Here is a 16,554-nt window from a genome sequence, read left to right as displayed (position 1 = left end):
CGGGGCTGTCACATATGCGGCTCCGCCGCGTGGGCGCGACCAGCCACGACGGACCCGCAGTGACACACCGGCCTTCCCGCGGAGCGCTCAGTGCTTGCCGATCCGGCCGGCGATGGCGTGTCCCACGAACAGATACACAACCGCTGCGAGGCCGTACCCGCAGACGACCCGCGCCCATTGCTCGTCGAAGGTGAACAGGTCATGGGACCAGCCGGCAAGCCAGCGGGCCGCGTCGTGGATGAACTGCACGAAGTCGTTCGCGCCGTTCGCATCCAGCAGATACATCAGGATCCACAGCCCGAGGATGGCGGCCATGACGTCCGCGACGAGGGCGATGACCCTCCCGGCCTGATTGGAGCCAGAGGTAGGAGACATACCTTGCGGATTGCCCTTGAACCGCCAACTAAACGGCGCTAGCGCGCCGGACTTGCACAACGGGCATCACTGGCTGTGATGCTGCGTTTGCGTCCAGCCCCACCCCGCTGCCGCGGTGGTGGGGCAGGGGCCGTTGGCTGGGCCCCGCGTCGCCACAACTCCCACGCTCTCGCGCGGATGTTGCGGGAGCTGTTCCGGTCTGCGTGATCAACGAGTCCGCAGTTCCGGCACGCGAACCAGGCCTGGCTCACCCGGTTCGCCTTGTCGGTGTGCCCGCACGCGGCGCAGGTGCGGGAGGTGTACGCCGGATCGACGTGCACCACCGGCACTCCCGCCTTGCGGGCCTTGTACGCGATGAACGACCCCAGCTGGGCGAACGACCAGCTGGCGTGGGTGGCCCGTTGGGGCTTGCGAAGCCGTACCCGCTCGCGGATCCCTGTCAGGTCTTCCAGGGCGATTCCGCGACCGGTGCGTTCTGCCTCGGCCACCACATGTTTCGCGATCTTGTGGTTGATGTCCCTGGCCCTACGGGCCTCCTTGCGCCGCCGCTTCTTCAGCCGGCGCTTGGCGGACCGGGTGTTCTTCTTCTGCAGCGACTTCTCCTAGCTTCGCGTGTTCACGAAGGGCCTGTCCCGAGGCTTGCTATTACGTCAGCGGTGGCTAGGTATTCAGCTCGGCCAGCACCCGCAACGACCGCCGGTCCGGCGCCAGCGCCAGCAGGTCCGTCACCGGTCCCTTCCGCCACAACTCCAGCCGCTCGGCGATCCGTTCGCGCGGTCCGACGAGGGAGATCTCGTCGGCGAAGGCGTCCGGAACGGCGAGTACGGCCTCCTTCCGCCGCCCCTCCAGGAACAGCCGCTGAATCCGCCGGGCCTCCTCCTCGTACCCCATCCGCGCCATCAGATCGGCGTGGAAGTTGCGGGAGGCGTGGCCCATGCCGCCGATGTAGAAGCCGAGCATCGTCTTGACGGGGAGGAGCCCTTCGGCGAGGTCGTCACAGACGTGCACCCGGGCCATGGGGGCGACGAGGAAGCCCTCGGGGAGGTCGGCGAGCGACGCCTCGTACGCCTCGGGCCGGGTCGGCGACCAGTACAGCGGCAGCCAGCCGTCGGCGATCCGGGTCGTCTGCGCGACGTTCTTCGGCCCCTCCGCGCCGAGCAGGATGGGGAGTTCGGCGCGCAGGGGATGCGTGATGGGCTTGAGGGGCTTACCGAGCCCGGAACCGTCCTCGCCCCGATAGGGAAGCGAGTGAAATCGCCCGTCGAGCGCGACCGGGGCTTCGCGGCGCAGGACTTGGCGTACGACATCGACGTACTCCCGGGTCGCGGTCAGCGGCGACTTCGGGAACGGACGGCCGTACCACCCCTCCACCACCTGCGGCCCCGACAGCCCCAGCCCGAGCATCATCCGCCCGCCGGAGAGATGGTCGAGGGTCAGCGCATGCATCGCGGTGGTGGTCGGCGACCGCGCCGCCATCTGCGCAACGGCCGTACCCAGCTTGATCCTCGACGTCTGCGCGGCGATCCAGGTGAGCGGCGTGAAGACGTCCGACCCCCAGGACTCAGCCGTCCACACGGAGTCGTACCCGAGCCGCTCGGCTTCCTGGGCGAGCGGCACATGGTCGGAGGAGGGGCCGCGGCCCCAGTAGCCGAGTGCGAGACCGAGTCGCATGCGCTGCTCCTCCTGACGGAGTGTCAGTTTTGCTTCCGGGGCTGCGACTGTACGACAACGGCCCCTCACCGGGAAGGGTGAGGGGCCGTAGTACGGCTACGTGCTGGGCTCAGCCGCGCTGAATCCCGGAGGTGTCCTGCAGCACACCCCGACGGCCGTCCTGCGTCTGCGCGACCAGGCCCGGACCGCGCTGCTCGACGGCCAGGTACCAGGTCCCCGGCGCCAGTTCGGCGATCGGCTGCTGCGAACCGTCCTCCGCGAACAGGGGGCGCGGCACGGGCACGGCGAACCAGAACGGCGAGAAGTCACCGCCGGGCTGCGGCTGAGGCTGCGGTGCCTGCGGCTGCGGGGCTTGCGGCTGCTGGGCACCGTAGGGCTGCCCCGCCTGCGGCTGCCCGCCGAACGGCTGCCCGGGCTGCGGGGCACCGGCACCCGGGTAGCCGTAGCCGCCGGGGGGCTGGGCGCCGTAGGGCTGGGGGGCGGCGGGGCGGGGGGCCGGGAGGAGTGCGGCTTGGAGGGCGGGGACCAGGGGGGTGGCGATGGCGCCGGCGGCCATGAGCAGGGTCGCGATGAGGGCCAGGATCAGGCCGATGCCAGGGCTGGGACCGTCGCTCGCAGCGCCGACGTTGTCCACGCCGCCGATCGGGTCGAAGATGTTGCCGAGGGCGCTCCACGCGGCGAAGACCGTGAAGGCGGCGCCGAACTGACCGAGGTCGAGTCCCGCGACCTTGCGCGGCTGCGGCAGCGCACGGGTGACGACGACGAGCGCTGCACCGATCAGCCCCGCCAGCACCACGCCGAGCATGACCGGCCCGCTTCCCCAGAGGCTCGGGAGATCGCTGCTGTCGGATGCACCGTCGATCGAGTAGAGATCGAGGAACGACGCGATCAACAGCAACACCGCTGCTCCGATCACCACGCCGTCGCCTCGAGTGAGGGAGCGGATATTCACTTCAGGTCCTTCGTAGGTCGTCTCGTCGTAGGTAGAGGCGTCGCTGTCACCATGTCGCCGTAAGGCCCCGGTGTGAAGCGCGGGGGTGGCCCCTCATCGTAAGGACGACACTATCGTCCGCCCGACCAGGGTGTCCGCAGGGATCAGCCCGCTGAGCACTACCCCCGCAGGAAACTCACAATCCCCTCAGAGATCCCCTGCGCCGCTTTCTGCCGCCACGCGCCGCTGGTGAGCAGCGCCTCGTCCTTGCTATCGCGCATGTTGCCGCACTCGATGAACACCTTGGGAACCGTTGACAGATTGAGACCGCCAAGGTCCTTACGCGTGACGAGTCCGGTGCCGTCGCCGACGTAGTTGGAGGGCGCACTGCCCGTGAAGCGCACGAAGTTGCCCGCGATGCGCTCACCGAGGTCGCGTGAGGGGGCGACGATGGGGCGGGTGTCGGCGGCGCCGGCGTCGACTGAGCCGGGCAGGATCACGTGGAAGCCGCGGTTGCCAGTTCCGGAGCCGTCCGCGTGGACGGAGACGACGGCGTCGGCGCGGGCGTCGTTGCCGATGCGGGCGCGTTCGTCGATGCAGGGGCCGTAGGGGCGGTCGGCGTCCTGGGTCAACTTCACCGTGGCGCCCTGTGCTTCCAGGATCGCGCGCATGCGGTGGGCCACGTCGAGCGTGAACTTGGCTTCCGTGTAACCGGCGTTGGTGGCCGTGCCCGTGGTGTCGCACTCCTTCAAGCTCGTCCCGATATCCACCTTGCGGTTGATCTCGGACGTGTGCTGGAAGTTGCCGGGGTTGTGGCCGGGGTCGATGACGACGACCTTGCCCGCGAGGGGCCCGGAGGAGTTGGCGGGCGTGGGCGTCGGGCTCGGCTCCTTGCCGTCCTCGGTCGGGGAGGCGGCCTCCTCGGTCGGGAAAGCCGCGGCCGGCGAGCTGGTCGAGGACGCCTGCGGGCGGTCGTCCTCGCCGCCACCCCCCGTACCGCCCACCGCCTCAAACACCAGCCACCCCAGCAGCGCACCCGGCACGAGCGCGGCAACGGCGACGGTCAGGGGCCCGCGCCGGGAACGGCGGGGGCGGGGCGGTTCGAAGTCAGGGCCTACGTACGACACGTCTGCGACTTTATCCGGGCCCTCAGATCCCTGCTCCCGTTCGCCGCAGCACGCGCAGCGAGTCGGTCACCGAGACCTCCGTGAAGGCGCCGGACGCGAGAGCGCGGAGGTAGACGCGGTACGGGGCCTGGCCGGTGAACTCGTCCGTCGGGTTCGGGAAGACGTCGTGGATGAGGAGCAGGCCGCCCTCGGCCACATGGGGGGCCCAGCCCTCGTAGTCGGCGCCCGCGTGCTCGTCGGTGTGGCCGCCGTCGATGAAGACGAGGCCGAGGGGGGAGTTCCAGATCTGTGCGACCTGCGGGGAGCGGCCGACCAGGGCGACCACGTGCTCCTCCAGCCCGGCGCGGTGCAGGGTGCGGCGGAAGGTGGGCAGCGTGTCCATCACGCCGAGCTCGGGGTCGACCGTCTCCGGGTCGTGGTAGTCCCAGCCGGGCTGCTGCTCCTCGCTGCCGCGGTGGTGGTCGACGGTGAGCGCGGTGACGCCGGCGGCGCGGGCCGCGTCGGCGAGGAGGATGGTGGAGCGGCCGCAGTATGTGCCGACCTCGAGGAGGGGGAGGCCGAGGCGGCCGGCCTCGATGGCCGCCGCGTACAGGGCGAGGCCCTCGTCCACCGGCATGAAGCCCTTCGCGGCCTCGAACGCGGCGAGGATCTCGGGCTTGGGGGCCGGGGTCATCAGCAGGGGCCTTCCGGTCGTACGTGCGTCTCGGCGCCCCATGCTGCCGTACCCCTTGCTCGGCGGACGACAGGGGGTACGGACAGGCGAGATGTGATCAGGGTGCGCCGGAGATGTCGAGCCTCTTCATCTTGATGCGGGTGGTGTCGAACTCCCAGACGACCCAGAACTTGCCCGGGGCGTACTCGTCGGCCATGGGGTAGTTGTCCCAGCCCTTACCCGTCCCGGCCGTGTCCTCCGGGTCGGAGCCGTTGGCGAAGTCCTTGGCGGCGCTCCAGGCCGCGCCGGGCCGTCTGGTCTTGTAGTCGAGGATGTCACGGTCGCCGTAAAAGCCGGTACCCCTGTTGTAGATGTACAGGTACTGCCCGTTGCCGTCCTTGGTGAAAAAGGGCCTGGCGATGTTATCGCTATGCAGGACAGGGTCGTGGATGAAGTCGTCCCACTTCCACGTCTTGCTGGCCGATTGGTAGGTGCCTGTGGACCACGCGGCGTTGTCCTTCGAGCGGGCGACCATGACGAGTTTGGTCGGGTCGTCCTGCGAGACCGCGATCTGGTTCTCGCCCGCCAAGACGGTTGGGTCGTTTCCATTCCGCACGGAGCCGCCCTTCCTCCAGGTCTTCATGTCCGAGGACAGCAGCACCCCGTTTTCCCTCGGCGAGGCCCAGTACGGCATGACGTGTTCGCCGTTGATGAGGCCCGGAGCCGGACGTCCGGAGAGGGCGAGGTTCTTCATGTCCGGGAAGCTGGCGTCGGGGACGTCCTGCCAGGAGTGGCCCTGGTCGGTGCTGCGCTTGAGGAAGGTGCCGTTGATCGGCAGGCCGTTGTGGTTGATCCCGTCGGTCGGGAAGCCCTCCTTCTCGTCCTTCCCGTCGGGCTCGTCGTCGCGGATGGGAGTCCTCCCGAGGAACGCGTACAGCGTGCTCCCCACCTTGTGGAGGACGACGTAGTGCCAGGCCCACTCACTCGTCTCCTGGGCCAGCATCTGGGGGCGGCTCCAGTTGGCTCCGCCGTCGGTCGTGTACGAGTACCGGACGTAGCCCATGTCCACGTTGCCGGGCCTGAGGCCTTCCCGCCAGACCACGACCGCGTTGTTCGCGCTCGTGGCGATGATGTCGGGAGTGCGCGTCCCGTCGCCCCCGGACACCATGTTCGTGTAGATGGTCTTCTCGCCCCAGATCTCGTCGGCGGAGGCAGGGCCAGGCAGGAGCAGGCCGGACATGACGGTGAGGACAAGTGCGGTCAGGAGGACGGGCCATGCCCGTCTGCGGGTCACCACATCCATTGCTGGCTCACGCTCTCGGAACAGGTCCACTGAATTGCCTCCGTACCGGCGGGCGGATTTGTGCCGGGGATGGCCAGGCACAAGCCGCTGTTCTTGTTCTGGAAGCGGTCCAGGCTGATGCGGGCCCAGACCTGCTCGTCACCGCCGCCGCACGGCCACTGGATGACCTTGGCGCCGTTCTGCGTGCTGGCGCCCGCGAGGGCCAGGCATTTGCCGTTCACCTTGTTGACGACCCGGAAGCCTCCGGTCACCGACTGGAGCGCCCAGTAGTTGCTGTCGCTGTTGCTGCACGACCACTGGATCATCGCGATGCCGTTGTCGTAGCTGGAATCGGGGTTGGCCAGGCACTGGCCGCTGTTGTAGTTGTACAGACGGGCGTAGGTGGACGTGTCCTCGGACCAGACCCAGCGCTGATCCAGGTTCGTCGAGCAGGTCCACTGGATGGCCGCGGCGCCGTTGGCGGTGGTGGAGCTGGGGACCGCCAGGCACTTGTCGCTGTTCACGTTCCGCAGCCGGTTCCAGCTGTCGTGGACCCAGACCTGCTCGTTGCCGGCGGCGTTGCAGGGCCATTGAACGGCCTGTGTCCCGTCGGCCAGGCTGGAGTTGGGCATGGCGAGACACTTGCCGCTGTTGCGGTTGCGGACCAGGTAGCGGTCTCCGTTGCCGCCAGCCACCTTGGTGAACGTCCAGTCCTGGTCCTCGTTCTCGGTACAGGTCCACTGGACCAGGCCGGTGCCGTCGGCGACGCTGGAGCCGGGGACGGCCAGGCATCTTCCCGCGTTGAGATTGCGCAGGTTTCTCCAGTCGTCCTCCGCGTTTGCCGGAGTGGAGGAGGACACCGTCCACACCACTGCGGCGGCGACTGCGCACAGCGCCGTGAAGGCAGCCGCGAAGACGCGGGTCAGTTTTTTCATATGCATGACATCGAGCAACCTCTCTGTTTCCGTCGTTGGACCGTTCCGCGGCGACTTGATCAGGATGCGATGCGGTTGCTGAGGGAGTCGTTAGCAGTGGGTCCACTGAGACTTGGCTGTGGATCTACTCCCGCTACTCCCGCACGGTGAGCGACTGGAGCCGGTACTCCTTGGGCGACATCCCGTACGCGGTACGGAAGGCGCGGGAGAAGTCGGCCGCGCGGGGCAGGCCCCAGCGGGCGGCGATCGTGTGGATCGGCGTGGTGCGCAGGGCGGGATCCGCCAACTCGCGCCGGGCGCCCTCCAGTCGGCGGCGGCGGATGCAGGCCGCGACCGTTTCCCCCTGTGCCGCCTCCTGGAAGATGCGGTGCAGATAGCTGAGGGAGATGTGGTGCGCCGCGGCGATCACGCGCGGTGTCAGCTCCGGATCGTGCAGGTTCTGCCGGATGAATGCATGGATGCGCTGTGCCATGGCCCCCTGCCGGGTCTCCGGCGGCAGGGCGGCTTCCGTCTCCAGGACCTGGGCGATCCAAGCCGACAACAGGTCGAGGAGGACGGTCCCCAGACGCGGCGCGTCGGACGGCCGCAGGGTGTCGGCCTGCCGGTCGAGGCCGGTGAGGAATTCCGTCAGCAGGACGCCGATTCCCTCCCGCCCGGAGAGCCGCCTACCCAACAACTCACGGTGCGGGGGCACGTGCAGCAGCGCCTTGGGGACCTCGACTCCCACGGCCTTGAGCGCGCCGCTCTCCCGGTCGTCGTACGCCCGCAGGTCGCCCGGCCGCGAACTGTCGGCCAGGTACAGGTCGCCCGGGCTGAAGGTGTCGGTCCGGCCGCCGTGGTCGAAGGCCAGCCCACCGCGGAGGAGCAGCCTCAGGTGGAGGATCTCGGGGTCGGACTGCCGCACCATTTTCGCGGTCCGCAGGAACCGCGCCGGCCGGAACGACGTCGGCCACACCGTGACCGGTCCCAGCTCCAGCACTCGCTGCTCGGCCCAGTAGTCGGCGGCGTAGTCACTGGTGACCTCAAGCGGTGCCGCGGTGCGACCGACCCGCTCCCGCCAGAACTCGAGCCTGTCATGCGCAGGCACGTCCTCGCACCGGAACACCGTCCCGATCATCCCCCACCCCGCCCCACCCGTCCCCGCATCCCCGTCGGACGGAGATCACAGGGACGGATGATGCGTGGGCCAACCCTTCTTGGCGTGAACGCCGGGTGGATTCGAGGAGAAGTGATCTCCTTGTCATGCTCAACCTGTGGAAGGAGAGACCGCCTCGCGGGGCAGCGAAAGGTCCATGTCGACCACGCGTTCGTCGCCCCCGTGAGTCGCCGCCGAGGCGTGCGGGGCGTGGCCGGAGGCGCGGGCGGCGAGGACGTACGCGCCCTGGGTGGGGACGGTCAGCGCGTAGCTGCCGTCGTCGGCGGAGAGCGTCGCGCCCGCCTGTCGGCCCCGGCGGTCGATCAGGGTGACCTTCGCGCGGGCGACCGGTGCGCCGCCGGCGTCCAGGACCCGGCCGCGGAAGCCGCGGAGTGCCTCCTCGGCGCGGGCCAGGTTCTCCTCCTCCTCGCTGCTCGCGCGCAGCTGGGGCGCGCGGTTCGGCTTGGGCAGGAACAGGGCCATCAGCAGGCCGACGGCCACGGCGCCCGTGGCGATCAGGAAGGAGACCCGGAAGCCGTGCATGGTCGGGACGGCGACGCCGTTCATGTCGTTCGCGGTGTTGGCGAGCACCATGCCGATCACGGCGCTCGACACCGACGTACCGATGGAACGCATCAGGGTGTTCAGGCCGTTCGCGGCGCCCGTCTCCGAGGCCGGGACCGCGCCGACGATCAGCGCCGGGAGCGAGGAGTACGCGAGGCCGATGCCCGCGCCCAGGATCACCGCGATGACCAGGGACTGCCAGGAGGCGCTCATCAGGCCGAGCCCGGCGCCGTAGCCGATCCCGATGATCAGCATGCCGAGGATGAGGGTGGACTTGGGGCCGTACTTCGCCGACAGGCGGGCGTAGACGGGGGCCGTGAACATCATCGTCAGGCCGAGCGGGGCCACGAGCAGCCCCGCTACGACCATCGACTGGCCGAGGCCATAGCCCGTGGCCTTCGGGAGCTGGAGCAACTGGGGAAGGACGAGCGAGACGACGTAGAAGGAGACACCGACCATGATCGACGCCAGGTTGGTGAAGAGGACGGCCGGGCGGGCGCTGGTGCGCAGGTCGACCAGAGGGGCGGCGGTGCGCAACTCGTAGACACCCCACAGGAGCAGGACTACGACGGCGCCCGCGAACAGGCCCAGGGTGGTGCCCGACGTCCAGCCCCAGTCGCTGCCCTTGGTGATGGGGAGCAGGAAGAGGACCAGGCCGAGGGAGAGACCGAACGCGCCCGGCAGGTCGAAGGAGCCCTTGGCGCGCATCGGGGACTCGGGTACGACGAGGAGGGTGAGGACGATCGAGAGGACACCGAGGCCGGCGGCGCCGTAGAAGAGGGCGTGCCAGTTCGTGTGCTGGGCGACCAGGGCCGCGGCGGGCAGCGCGAGGCCGCCGCCGACGCCGATCGAGGAGCTCATCAGGGCCATCGCCGAGCCGAGCTTCTCGCGGGGCAGCATGTCGCGCATCAGGCCGATGCCGAGCGGGATCGCGCCCATCGCGAAGCCCTGGAGCGTACGGCCGACGATCATCGGAAGCAGGTCGCTGGTGACGGCGCTGATCAGCGCGCCGACGACCATCACGGCCAGGCTGAAGATCAGCATCCGCCGCTTGCCGAACAGGTCACCGAGCCGGCCCATGATCGGCGTGGCCACGGCTCCGGAGAGAAGCGTCGAGGTCAGGACCCAGGTGGCGTTGCTGGGTGAGGTGTCGAGGAGCTGCGGCAGATCCTTGATGACCGGGACGAGCAGGGTCTGCATCACCGCGACCACGATGCCCGCGAAGGCGAGTACGGGGACGACGGCCCCGCCGGCTCTGGGGGTGGGCTGGTCGGGCGGCGTTGGTTTCATGTGCATCATGAACCCGGTGTGCCCGGGCAACTATTCCGATGCTTTGGCGTACTAACGAATTCTTGACCGACTCATGACGATCTGATCGCCCGTCAGTGGTGCGACGGTCGTGCGAGCTACCGCAGCGGTCCTACGACCTACGACCGAGGGACGGGTGGCGCGAAATCCCGATGCAAGGGGCGTAACCCGATTGAGAGCATGACGCTCATGCTCCGAGCCGCAGACACCGCCCCGATAGCCAGCCGTACCTCACCTCCCGCCTGGCTGGTGGTGGCGCTCGCGTGCGCCGGGCAGTTCCTCGTCGTGCTCGACGTCTCCGTCGTGAACGTGGCGCTGCCCTCGATGCGGGCCGACCTGGGGCTGAGCGCCCCCGGCCTGCAGTGGGTGGTGAACGCCTACGCCATCGCCTTCGCCGGGTTCATGCTGCTCGGCGGACGGGCCGGCGACCTGTACGGCCGCAAGCGGATGTTCCTGGCGGGGCTCGGCCTGTTCACGCTGGCCTCCCTCGGCGGCGGACTGGCCCAGGAGGAGTGGCAACTGCTGGTGGCGCGGGCCGTGCAGGGCCTGGGCGCGGCCGTGCTGGCGCCCGCGACGCTGACCATCGTGACCTCGGCGGTGCCGGAAGGGCCGGCGCGGGCGCGGGCCATCGCGACGTGGACGGCGGTCGGCGCGGGCGGGGGAGCGGCGGGCGGGCTCGTCGGCGGGGTGCTGGTGGACGCCCTGTCGTGGCGGTGGGTGCTGCTGATCAATGTGCCGGTGGGCGCGGTGGTGCTGCTCGGTTCCCTGCGGTGGCTGGCGGAGAGCCGGGCCGGGGACGGGCGGCGCCTCGACCTGCCCGGCGCACTGCTGGTGACCGGAGGGCTGGCGAGTCTGGCGTACGGCATCTCGCAGACCGAGGCCGAGGGCTGGACGGCCTCGGCCACCCTCGTCCCGCTGCTCGCCGGGCTCGCGCTCATCGGGCTGTTCCTCGTCGTCGAAGCGCGTACGGTGGCTCCGCTGATGCCGCTCGGACTGCTGCGGGTGCGGTCGGTGGCCGCGGCGAACGTGGCGATGTTCCTGAGCGGCTCGGCGATGTTCGGCATGTGGTTCTTCATGACGCTGTACGCCCAGAACGTACGGGGCTACTCGCCGCTGGAGGCCGGGCTCGCGCTGGTGCCGAGTTCCCTGGCCGTGGTCATCGGCTCGAAGCTCGCGCCCCGCTTCATGCCCGTGATCGGGGCGCGCAGCCTGGCCGTCCTGGGCACGCTGGTGGGAGGCGCCGGGTTCGGCTGGCAGTCGACGCTGACCACGGACGGGCCGTACGTCACCGCCATCATGCTCCCGGGGATCCTGATGATGCTGGGCGCGGGCCTCGCGATCACACCGCTCGCCTCGCTGGCCACGTCGGGGGCGGCGCCGGGGGAGGCCGGACTCGTCTCCGGACTGGTCAACACCTCGCGGACGATGGGGGGTTCGCTGGGGCTCGCGGTCATGTCGACGATCGCGGCGGCGCGTTCGGCGGGGAGCGTCGACCCTCAGGCGCTGACGGAGGGGTACGCGCTGGCGTTCCGCGTGAGTGCGGGGGTGCTGGTGGCGGGGGCGGTGCTCATGATGGTGTGGCTGCCCGGGAGAAAGTCCGGGCACTGAATCCGGGCACTGAATCCGAGCACTGAATCCGGGCATTGAATCGGGCACTGAGAGAAGAACGTGCTCGTCCGAGGCAACGGTTCGCGTGGCCCATGGACTCCTTTGAATATCTAGGAGGTGCCCATGGGGGATCGCAAGGAGGCTCGGGACACGGAGTTCCAGAGCTTTGTCACCGGCCGCTGGCCGCGGCTGATGCGGACGGCATTTCTCCTCACGGGGGAGCAGCACGCCGCGGAGGACCTGGTCCAGTCCACGCTCGAGCGGGTCTACGTGGCCTGGCGCAAGGTCGGTTCGGCCGACGACCCGGAGGCGTATGTACGACGCGTGATGGTCAACGCCCATGCGCGCAGACACCGTCGACGGCTGAAGGAGTATCTGGCGCCGAAGGACGACTCGGGCCTGGTGCGCGAGGAGCCCGACAGCGGCGACCGCATCGCCCAGGCCGACGACCGCAACGAGTTGCTGAAGGCGCTCGCCCAACTGCCGCCACGGCAGCGGGAAGCGGTGGTCCTGCGGTACTGGGAGGACCTGACGGAGACCCAGACCGCCGAGGCGATGCGCTGTTCCGTCGGCGCGGTGAAGAGCAACGCGGCGAAGGGGATCGCGAAACTCCGGGCCATACCGGGGCTGGCGGAGATGGTGACGCAGGGAGGGCGGAAGTGATGAGCGCGGACCGGGAGACGAACCACGACATGACGGACACGGACATCGCCTTCCTGCTGGCCGACGCCGCGGACGAGGTCGAGATCGGTATAGCCCCCTACCAGGAGGTCATCCGCGGCGGCCGGCGGCGCAGGGCGCGGCGCTGGGCGGTGGTGGCGGCGACGGCGCTGGTGCTGACCGGTTCGGCGGGGACGCTGGCCATCGCGGGGATGCCGGGCGGCGACCGGGACCGGGGCTCGGTGGTGGCGACTCAGCCGCCGACACCGACGCCCACTCCCTCGGCGACCGAGACTCGGAGCGCGGTCGTGCCCCAGGAGACCCTGCTGGCGGTCGGCACGGACCAGGGCAAGGAGTGGCGGGTCGCCATCGACGTCTGGCCGGCGGCACGCGACAAGACGGAGGCACAGCTCCAGCTGAGCGCGATGAACGAGAAGTATCCGACCGGCATGCGTCAGTTCTCCGAGCTGATCGGCAAGAGCACGTACATCCTGTACCGGAGCGTCGGCGACGGAGATCCGATTCTGTCCATGGAAGCGCAGTTCACCCAGGCCGACACCAAGTCGGTCGCGGGCATCGAGTCGGGCGCGCTCCCCCTGACGGACGGCCCCGACACCTCCCAGCGCCTGGTCGTCGGCCAGGTCGCCCCCACCGTCCAGCGCGTCACCTGCACCTGGACGAACGGCACGACCACCGAGGTCCACCGGGTGCCGAAGGGGTACGACGTGAACAGCGACGACCAGGTGATCCGCCCGGTGGACGGAATGCCCGTGAACTGGTTCGTGTGCTTGGCACCGGAGGGGACGGAGTACGAGAGCGTGAAGGTGACGAAGTAGGGGAGCGGTTGTAAGGGAGTGGTTGTAGGGGAGTGCCCGCCTGCTGCGATCTACGATCACCGGACGGATGAGGAGGTGGACCCGGATGGACCGGAACATACGCACTGTGGAGGACGTACTCCGGCTGCTGGACGGCCTGTTCGCGCCGGACGCCGACCGGTGGACGGACCGGGGCGCCTCATGGTGGGACGGGTTCTATGCGGACCGCTCCAAGCCGGTGCCGTTCTTCGTGGCGAAACCGGACGAGAACCTGGTGTCGTATCTCGACCGCGGGCTGATCACCGCGGGAGGCCGTGCGCTCGACCTGGGCTGCGGTCCCGGCCGCAACACGGTTCACCTCGCCGCGCACGGCTTCGAGGTGGACGCCGTGGACCTGTCCCCGGCGGCCGTCGACTGGGCGCGGGAACGGTGCCGTGAGGACGGGGTCGAGGCCACGTTCCACTGCGGGGACGCCTTCGCCCTCGCCGGCAAGGAACTGGCGGGACCGTACGACCTGGTCTACGACTCCGGCTGCTTCCACCATCTGCCGCCGCACCGCCGGGTCAGCTACCTGGCCCTGCTCGACCAAGTCCTCGCCCCTGGCGGCCACTTCGCCCTCACCTGCTTCGCGGCGGGCGAGGTGGGTTCCGAACTGTCCGACGCCGACTTCTACCGCGAGGCCCGACTGCACGGCGGGCTCGCCTACACCGACGAGTCCCTGCGCGGGATCTTCTCGGATCTGACCGAGGTCGAGCTGCGCCGGATGCGGGACGAACCGGAGGGGTCGGCGTGGTTCGGGGAGGAGTTCTTGTGGACGGCGTTGTTCAGGAGGGAGTCCGTGGGATGACGCGGGGTCAGTGAGGTCAGAGCCACCCCTGCTGACGGGCCTCCCGCAGCGCTTCCGTCCGGTTTCTGGTGCCCGTCTTGCCGATCGCCGCGGAGAGGTAGTTGCGGACCGTCGACTCGGAGAGGTGGAGCGAGGAGGCGATGTCGGAGACCGTCGCGCCGTCCGCGGAGGCCTTGAGGACGTCGCACTCGCGGGGGGTGAGCGGATTGGGGCCGGCGCTGAGCGCGGCGGCGGCGAGGGCGGGGTCGATCACCGTCTCTCCGGTGAGCACCCGGCGGATGCAGGCGGCTAGTTCCTCCACCGGACCGTCCTTCACCAGGAAACCGGCGGCGCCCGCCTCCATGGCCCGCCGCAGGTATCCGGGACGGCCGAACGTGGTGAGGATCAGCACCCGGCAGTCCGGCACCTGGTCACGCAGCTCGGCGGCGGCGTCCAGACCGCTCTTGCCGGGGAGTTCGATGTCCAGCAGGGCCACGTCGGGACGGTGGATCTGTGCCGCGTCCACGATCACGTCGCCGGCCGCCACCTGGGCCACGACCTCGATGTCCGGTTCCATGCCGAGCAGCAGGGCGAGGGCGCCGCGCATCATGCCCTGGTCCTCGGCGAGGAGAACGCGGATGGATCTGGCCGGGCGATGATCGCGGGGCATCTCGTTCACGGGCCAAGAGTAGGGCGCCCACCAGTCAAGCGAGTTGCTCCGCCGGTATCGGTCGTGGCACGTCCGTCGCGTCCACAGGCAACTCCGCGGTCACCGTGAAGCCCCCGTGAGATCCCGGCCCGGCCGAGAGGGAGCCGCCCGCCGTGGCGAGGCGTTCGGTCAGCCCCTTGAGACCGGTGCCGCCGACGCCCTCCAGGAGATTGCGCCCGACCATCCCTGTGCCCGTCCCGTCGTCCGTCACCGTGAGCCGAACGCGTTCCGTCGCTCCCGACACCGTGATCTCGCAGTGGGCCGCGTCGGAGTGGCGTACGACATTGGTGACCGCCTCGCGTACCACCCAGCCCAGCAGGGCCTCGGTCTGTGGGGGAAGCGGGGGGCCGGAGCGGTGGACCGTGGGGTCGATGTTCGCTGCGGAGAGGGCGGAGCGGGCCCGGTCGAGTTCCGTGGTGAGGCTGCCCTCGCGGTAGCCCGTGACCGCCTCGCGGATCTCGGTCAGGGCCTGGCGGCCGACGGACTCGATGTCGCTGACCTGGAGGAGGGCCGCGTCGATGTCGCGGGGTGCCAAGCGGCGGGCCGCCTCCGACTTGACCACGATCACCGAGAGCGTGTGGCCCAGCAGGTCGTGCAGGTCGCGGGAGAAGCGCAGGCGTTCCTCCTCGACAGCACGGCGGGCCAACTCCTCGCGCGCGGCACGCAGTTCCCGTACCGCCTCGGACAGGGACAGGATCGCCGCCGTCACCATCGTCGAGATCCACGTGGCGTAGGCGATGTCGAGACCGCCCCAGCCATCGCGGGTGACGGCGGCCACGCCCGCCAGCACGGCCACGAGTACGCCGGCCCAGCGCAGGTGCGGCATCCGTACCACCGCACCCGTCGCGAGGCCGAACAGGGGGAAGAAGAGCAGCCAGGTGTCGCCGTACCCGATGGCCAGACCGCAGGTGACCAGGCCCATCAGGACCAGGGCCACCCGAGTCGAGGTCGCATCACGGGTCTCCCGCCGGAAAGCGCGGAACGCCACATAGATGTAGAGGGAGTTGAAGGTGAGCAGCCCCAGGCCCGCGATCAACGGGTTCGAGGTCTGGCCCTGGAAGAGGTTGGAGAAGGAGCCCATTCCCATGAACAGCCACGGCAGGAGGCTGAAGCCGGTGGGCGGCGGACCCACGTTCGCAGGGACCTTCCCCTCCTTGCGGGCGGCCTTGTACTCGGCGTACTCGGCGTTGCACGGTATCTTCCGCATCTTCTGCAACCAGGACATGTCCTGCCCCCGATCAGACGGTCCCGGCGTTGCGCCGGTACGACAACACAGCGTACGAACCGAAGGCCAGCAGCCAGACTCCCAGCACCAGAATCGCGGCGGCCGCCGGTGCGTGACCCTCGGCGACGGACCGGCCGAGCTGGGCGAAGCGGTTGGAGGGGGTGTACGTCGACAGGGAGCGCAGCCAGTCGGGGAACAGCGCGATGGGGAACCACAGGCCGCCGACCACCGACAGGCCCAGGTTGCACAGCATGTTCGCCACGCCGGTGGTCTGCGCGGTCAGCCCGTAGCCGTTGCCGAGCCCCAGCAGCGTGAATGGAACAGACCCCAGCCACAGCAGCACCGCGATCGCCGCCCACTGCCATACGGCGAGCCGGACGCCGTTGACCAGGCCGCCGGCCGCGAGGACCGCGACGATCGCCGGGAGCACCGTCACCGAGCCGGTCAGCGCCCGGCCGATCACGACCTCGCGCGGGCTCATCGGGGTCACCCTCAGCTGCCGCAGCCAGCCGATGGCCCGGTCCTCGGCGACGCCGCCACCCGTGTTCAGGGCCGAGCCGAGCGCGCCGTACGCGGCCATCCCGACCATCGACTGGGCCTTCCAACTCCCGTCGTTCGGACCGAGATTGGTGAACAACAGGTACATCATCACCGGCATCGCGATCCCGCCGATCACAAATCCCCGGTCGCGCAGCGTCCGGCGCACTTCGAGCCGCAGGTAATCCGAGATC

General features: G+C 69.7%; 16 protein-coding genes and 1 pseudogene. 4 read left to right on the top strand and 13 right to left on the bottom strand.

Annotation, left to right across the window (positions count from 1 at the left end; all coding sequences use genetic code 11):
- Positions 1–87: 87 nt before the first annotated feature.
- The 10 genes and pseudogenes from AB0I98_RS24265 to AB0I98_RS24220 all read right to left on the bottom strand — a co-directional run bounded on the left by AB0I98_RS24265 (position 88) and on the right by AB0I98_RS24220 (position 9,962).
- On the bottom strand, positions 88–375 hold the full coding sequence (locus AB0I98_RS24265) for a hypothetical protein (protein ID WP_362945014.1): 288 nt from the start codon (positions 373–375) through the stop codon (positions 88–90).
- A gap of 38 nt (positions 376–413) precedes the next feature.
- A pseudogene (locus tag AB0I98_RS24260) lies at positions 414–968 on the bottom strand (transposase); the annotation flags it as partial.
- A gap of 67 nt (positions 969–1,035) precedes the next feature.
- Entirely contained in the window at positions 1,036–2,046 is a 1,011-nt protein-coding gene (locus AB0I98_RS24255; RefSeq protein ID WP_362945012.1) for an LLM class F420-dependent oxidoreductase, read from the bottom strand.
- A 109-nt stretch (positions 2,047–2,155) separates the two neighbouring features.
- Complete coding sequence (locus AB0I98_RS24250; RefSeq protein ID WP_362945010.1) at positions 2,156–2,998, bottom strand: hypothetical protein; 843 nt, start codon at positions 2,996–2,998, stop codon at positions 2,156–2,158.
- Between the two features lie 158 nt (positions 2,999–3,156).
- Positions 3,157–4,104, bottom strand: coding sequence for an N-acetylmuramoyl-L-alanine amidase (locus AB0I98_RS24245; RefSeq protein WP_362945008.1), 948 nt, complete (start codon positions 4,102–4,104; stop codon positions 3,157–3,159).
- 22 nt (positions 4,105–4,126) lie between these two features.
- The gene (locus AB0I98_RS24240) at positions 4,127–4,777 is read right to left on the bottom strand and encodes a class I SAM-dependent methyltransferase (RefSeq protein ID WP_362945139.1); all 651 of its coding nucleotides are present in this window, start codon (positions 4,775–4,777) and stop codon (positions 4,127–4,129) included.
- 97 nt (positions 4,778–4,874) lie between these two features.
- The gene (locus AB0I98_RS24235) at positions 4,875–6,050 is read right to left on the bottom strand and encodes a sialidase family protein (protein WP_362945006.1); all 1,176 of its coding nucleotides are present in this window, start codon (positions 6,048–6,050) and stop codon (positions 4,875–4,877) included.
- Positions 6,047–6,973 (bottom strand): RICIN domain-containing protein, encoded by a 927-nt coding sequence (locus AB0I98_RS24230; protein WP_362945004.1) that lies wholly within the window; start codon positions 6,971–6,973, stop codon positions 6,047–6,049. Before AB0I98_RS24230 ends, AB0I98_RS24235 begins: the two co-directional genes overlap by 4 nt.
- Positions 6,974–7,106: 133 nt before the next feature.
- On the bottom strand, positions 7,107–8,090 hold the full coding sequence (locus AB0I98_RS24225; protein WP_362945002.1) for a helix-turn-helix domain-containing protein: 984 nt from the start codon (positions 8,088–8,090) through the stop codon (positions 7,107–7,109).
- Positions 8,091–8,219: 129 nt separating this feature from the next.
- Positions 8,220–9,962: an MFS transporter gene (locus AB0I98_RS24220; protein ID WP_362945000.1), complete on the bottom strand. Its 1,743-nt coding sequence runs from the start codon at positions 9,960–9,962 to the stop codon at positions 8,220–8,222.
- 198 nt (positions 9,963–10,160) lie between these two features.
- On the opposite strand from AB0I98_RS24220, the gene AB0I98_RS24215 reads away from it, so the two are divergent.
- The 4 genes from AB0I98_RS24215 (at position 10,161) to AB0I98_RS24200 (ending at position 13,910) form a co-directional block, all read left to right on the top strand.
- Positions 10,161–11,588, top strand: coding sequence for an MFS transporter (locus AB0I98_RS24215; RefSeq protein WP_362944998.1), 1,428 nt, complete (start codon positions 10,161–10,163; stop codon positions 11,586–11,588).
- A gap of 123 nt (positions 11,589–11,711) precedes the next feature.
- Entirely contained in the window at positions 11,712–12,251 is a 540-nt protein-coding gene (locus tag AB0I98_RS24210; protein WP_362944996.1) for a SigE family RNA polymerase sigma factor, read from the top strand.
- Complete coding sequence (locus AB0I98_RS24205) at positions 12,251–13,084, top strand: hypothetical protein (RefSeq protein WP_362944994.1); 834 nt, start codon at positions 12,251–12,253, stop codon at positions 13,082–13,084. Before AB0I98_RS24210 ends, AB0I98_RS24205 begins: the two co-directional genes overlap by 1 nt.
- 85 nt (positions 13,085–13,169) lie before the next feature.
- Complete coding sequence (locus tag AB0I98_RS24200; protein ID WP_362944992.1) at positions 13,170–13,910, top strand: class I SAM-dependent methyltransferase; 741 nt, start codon at positions 13,170–13,172, stop codon at positions 13,908–13,910.
- A gap of 16 nt (positions 13,911–13,926) precedes the next feature.
- Here the strand turns inward: AB0I98_RS24200 and AB0I98_RS24195 are convergent, their stop codons facing one another.
- Genes AB0I98_RS24195 through AB0I98_RS24185 form a run of 3 tightly spaced genes read right to left on the bottom strand, consistent with a single transcriptional unit; the run spans position 13,927 to position 16,553 of the window.
- Positions 13,927–14,559, bottom strand: a complete 633-nt coding sequence (locus AB0I98_RS24195) for a response regulator transcription factor (protein WP_362945137.1) — start codon at positions 14,557–14,559, stop codon at positions 13,927–13,929.
- A gap of 34 nt (positions 14,560–14,593) precedes the next feature.
- Entirely contained in the window at positions 14,594–15,805 is a 1,212-nt protein-coding gene (locus AB0I98_RS24190) for a sensor histidine kinase (RefSeq protein ID WP_362944990.1), read from the bottom strand.
- Positions 15,806–15,836: 31 nt separating this feature from the next.
- Positions 15,837–16,553, bottom strand: coding sequence for an ABC transporter permease (locus AB0I98_RS24185; RefSeq protein ID WP_362945135.1), 717 nt, complete (start codon positions 16,551–16,553; stop codon positions 15,837–15,839).
- Between the last annotated feature and the right edge of the window lies 1 nt (position 16,554).

The organism is Streptomyces sp. NPDC050211 (genome assembly GCF_040656035.1).
Classification (GTDB): domain Bacteria; phylum Actinomycetota; class Actinomycetes; order Streptomycetales; family Streptomycetaceae; genus Streptomyces.
This window is presented reverse-complemented; position numbering and strand designations above follow the sequence as displayed.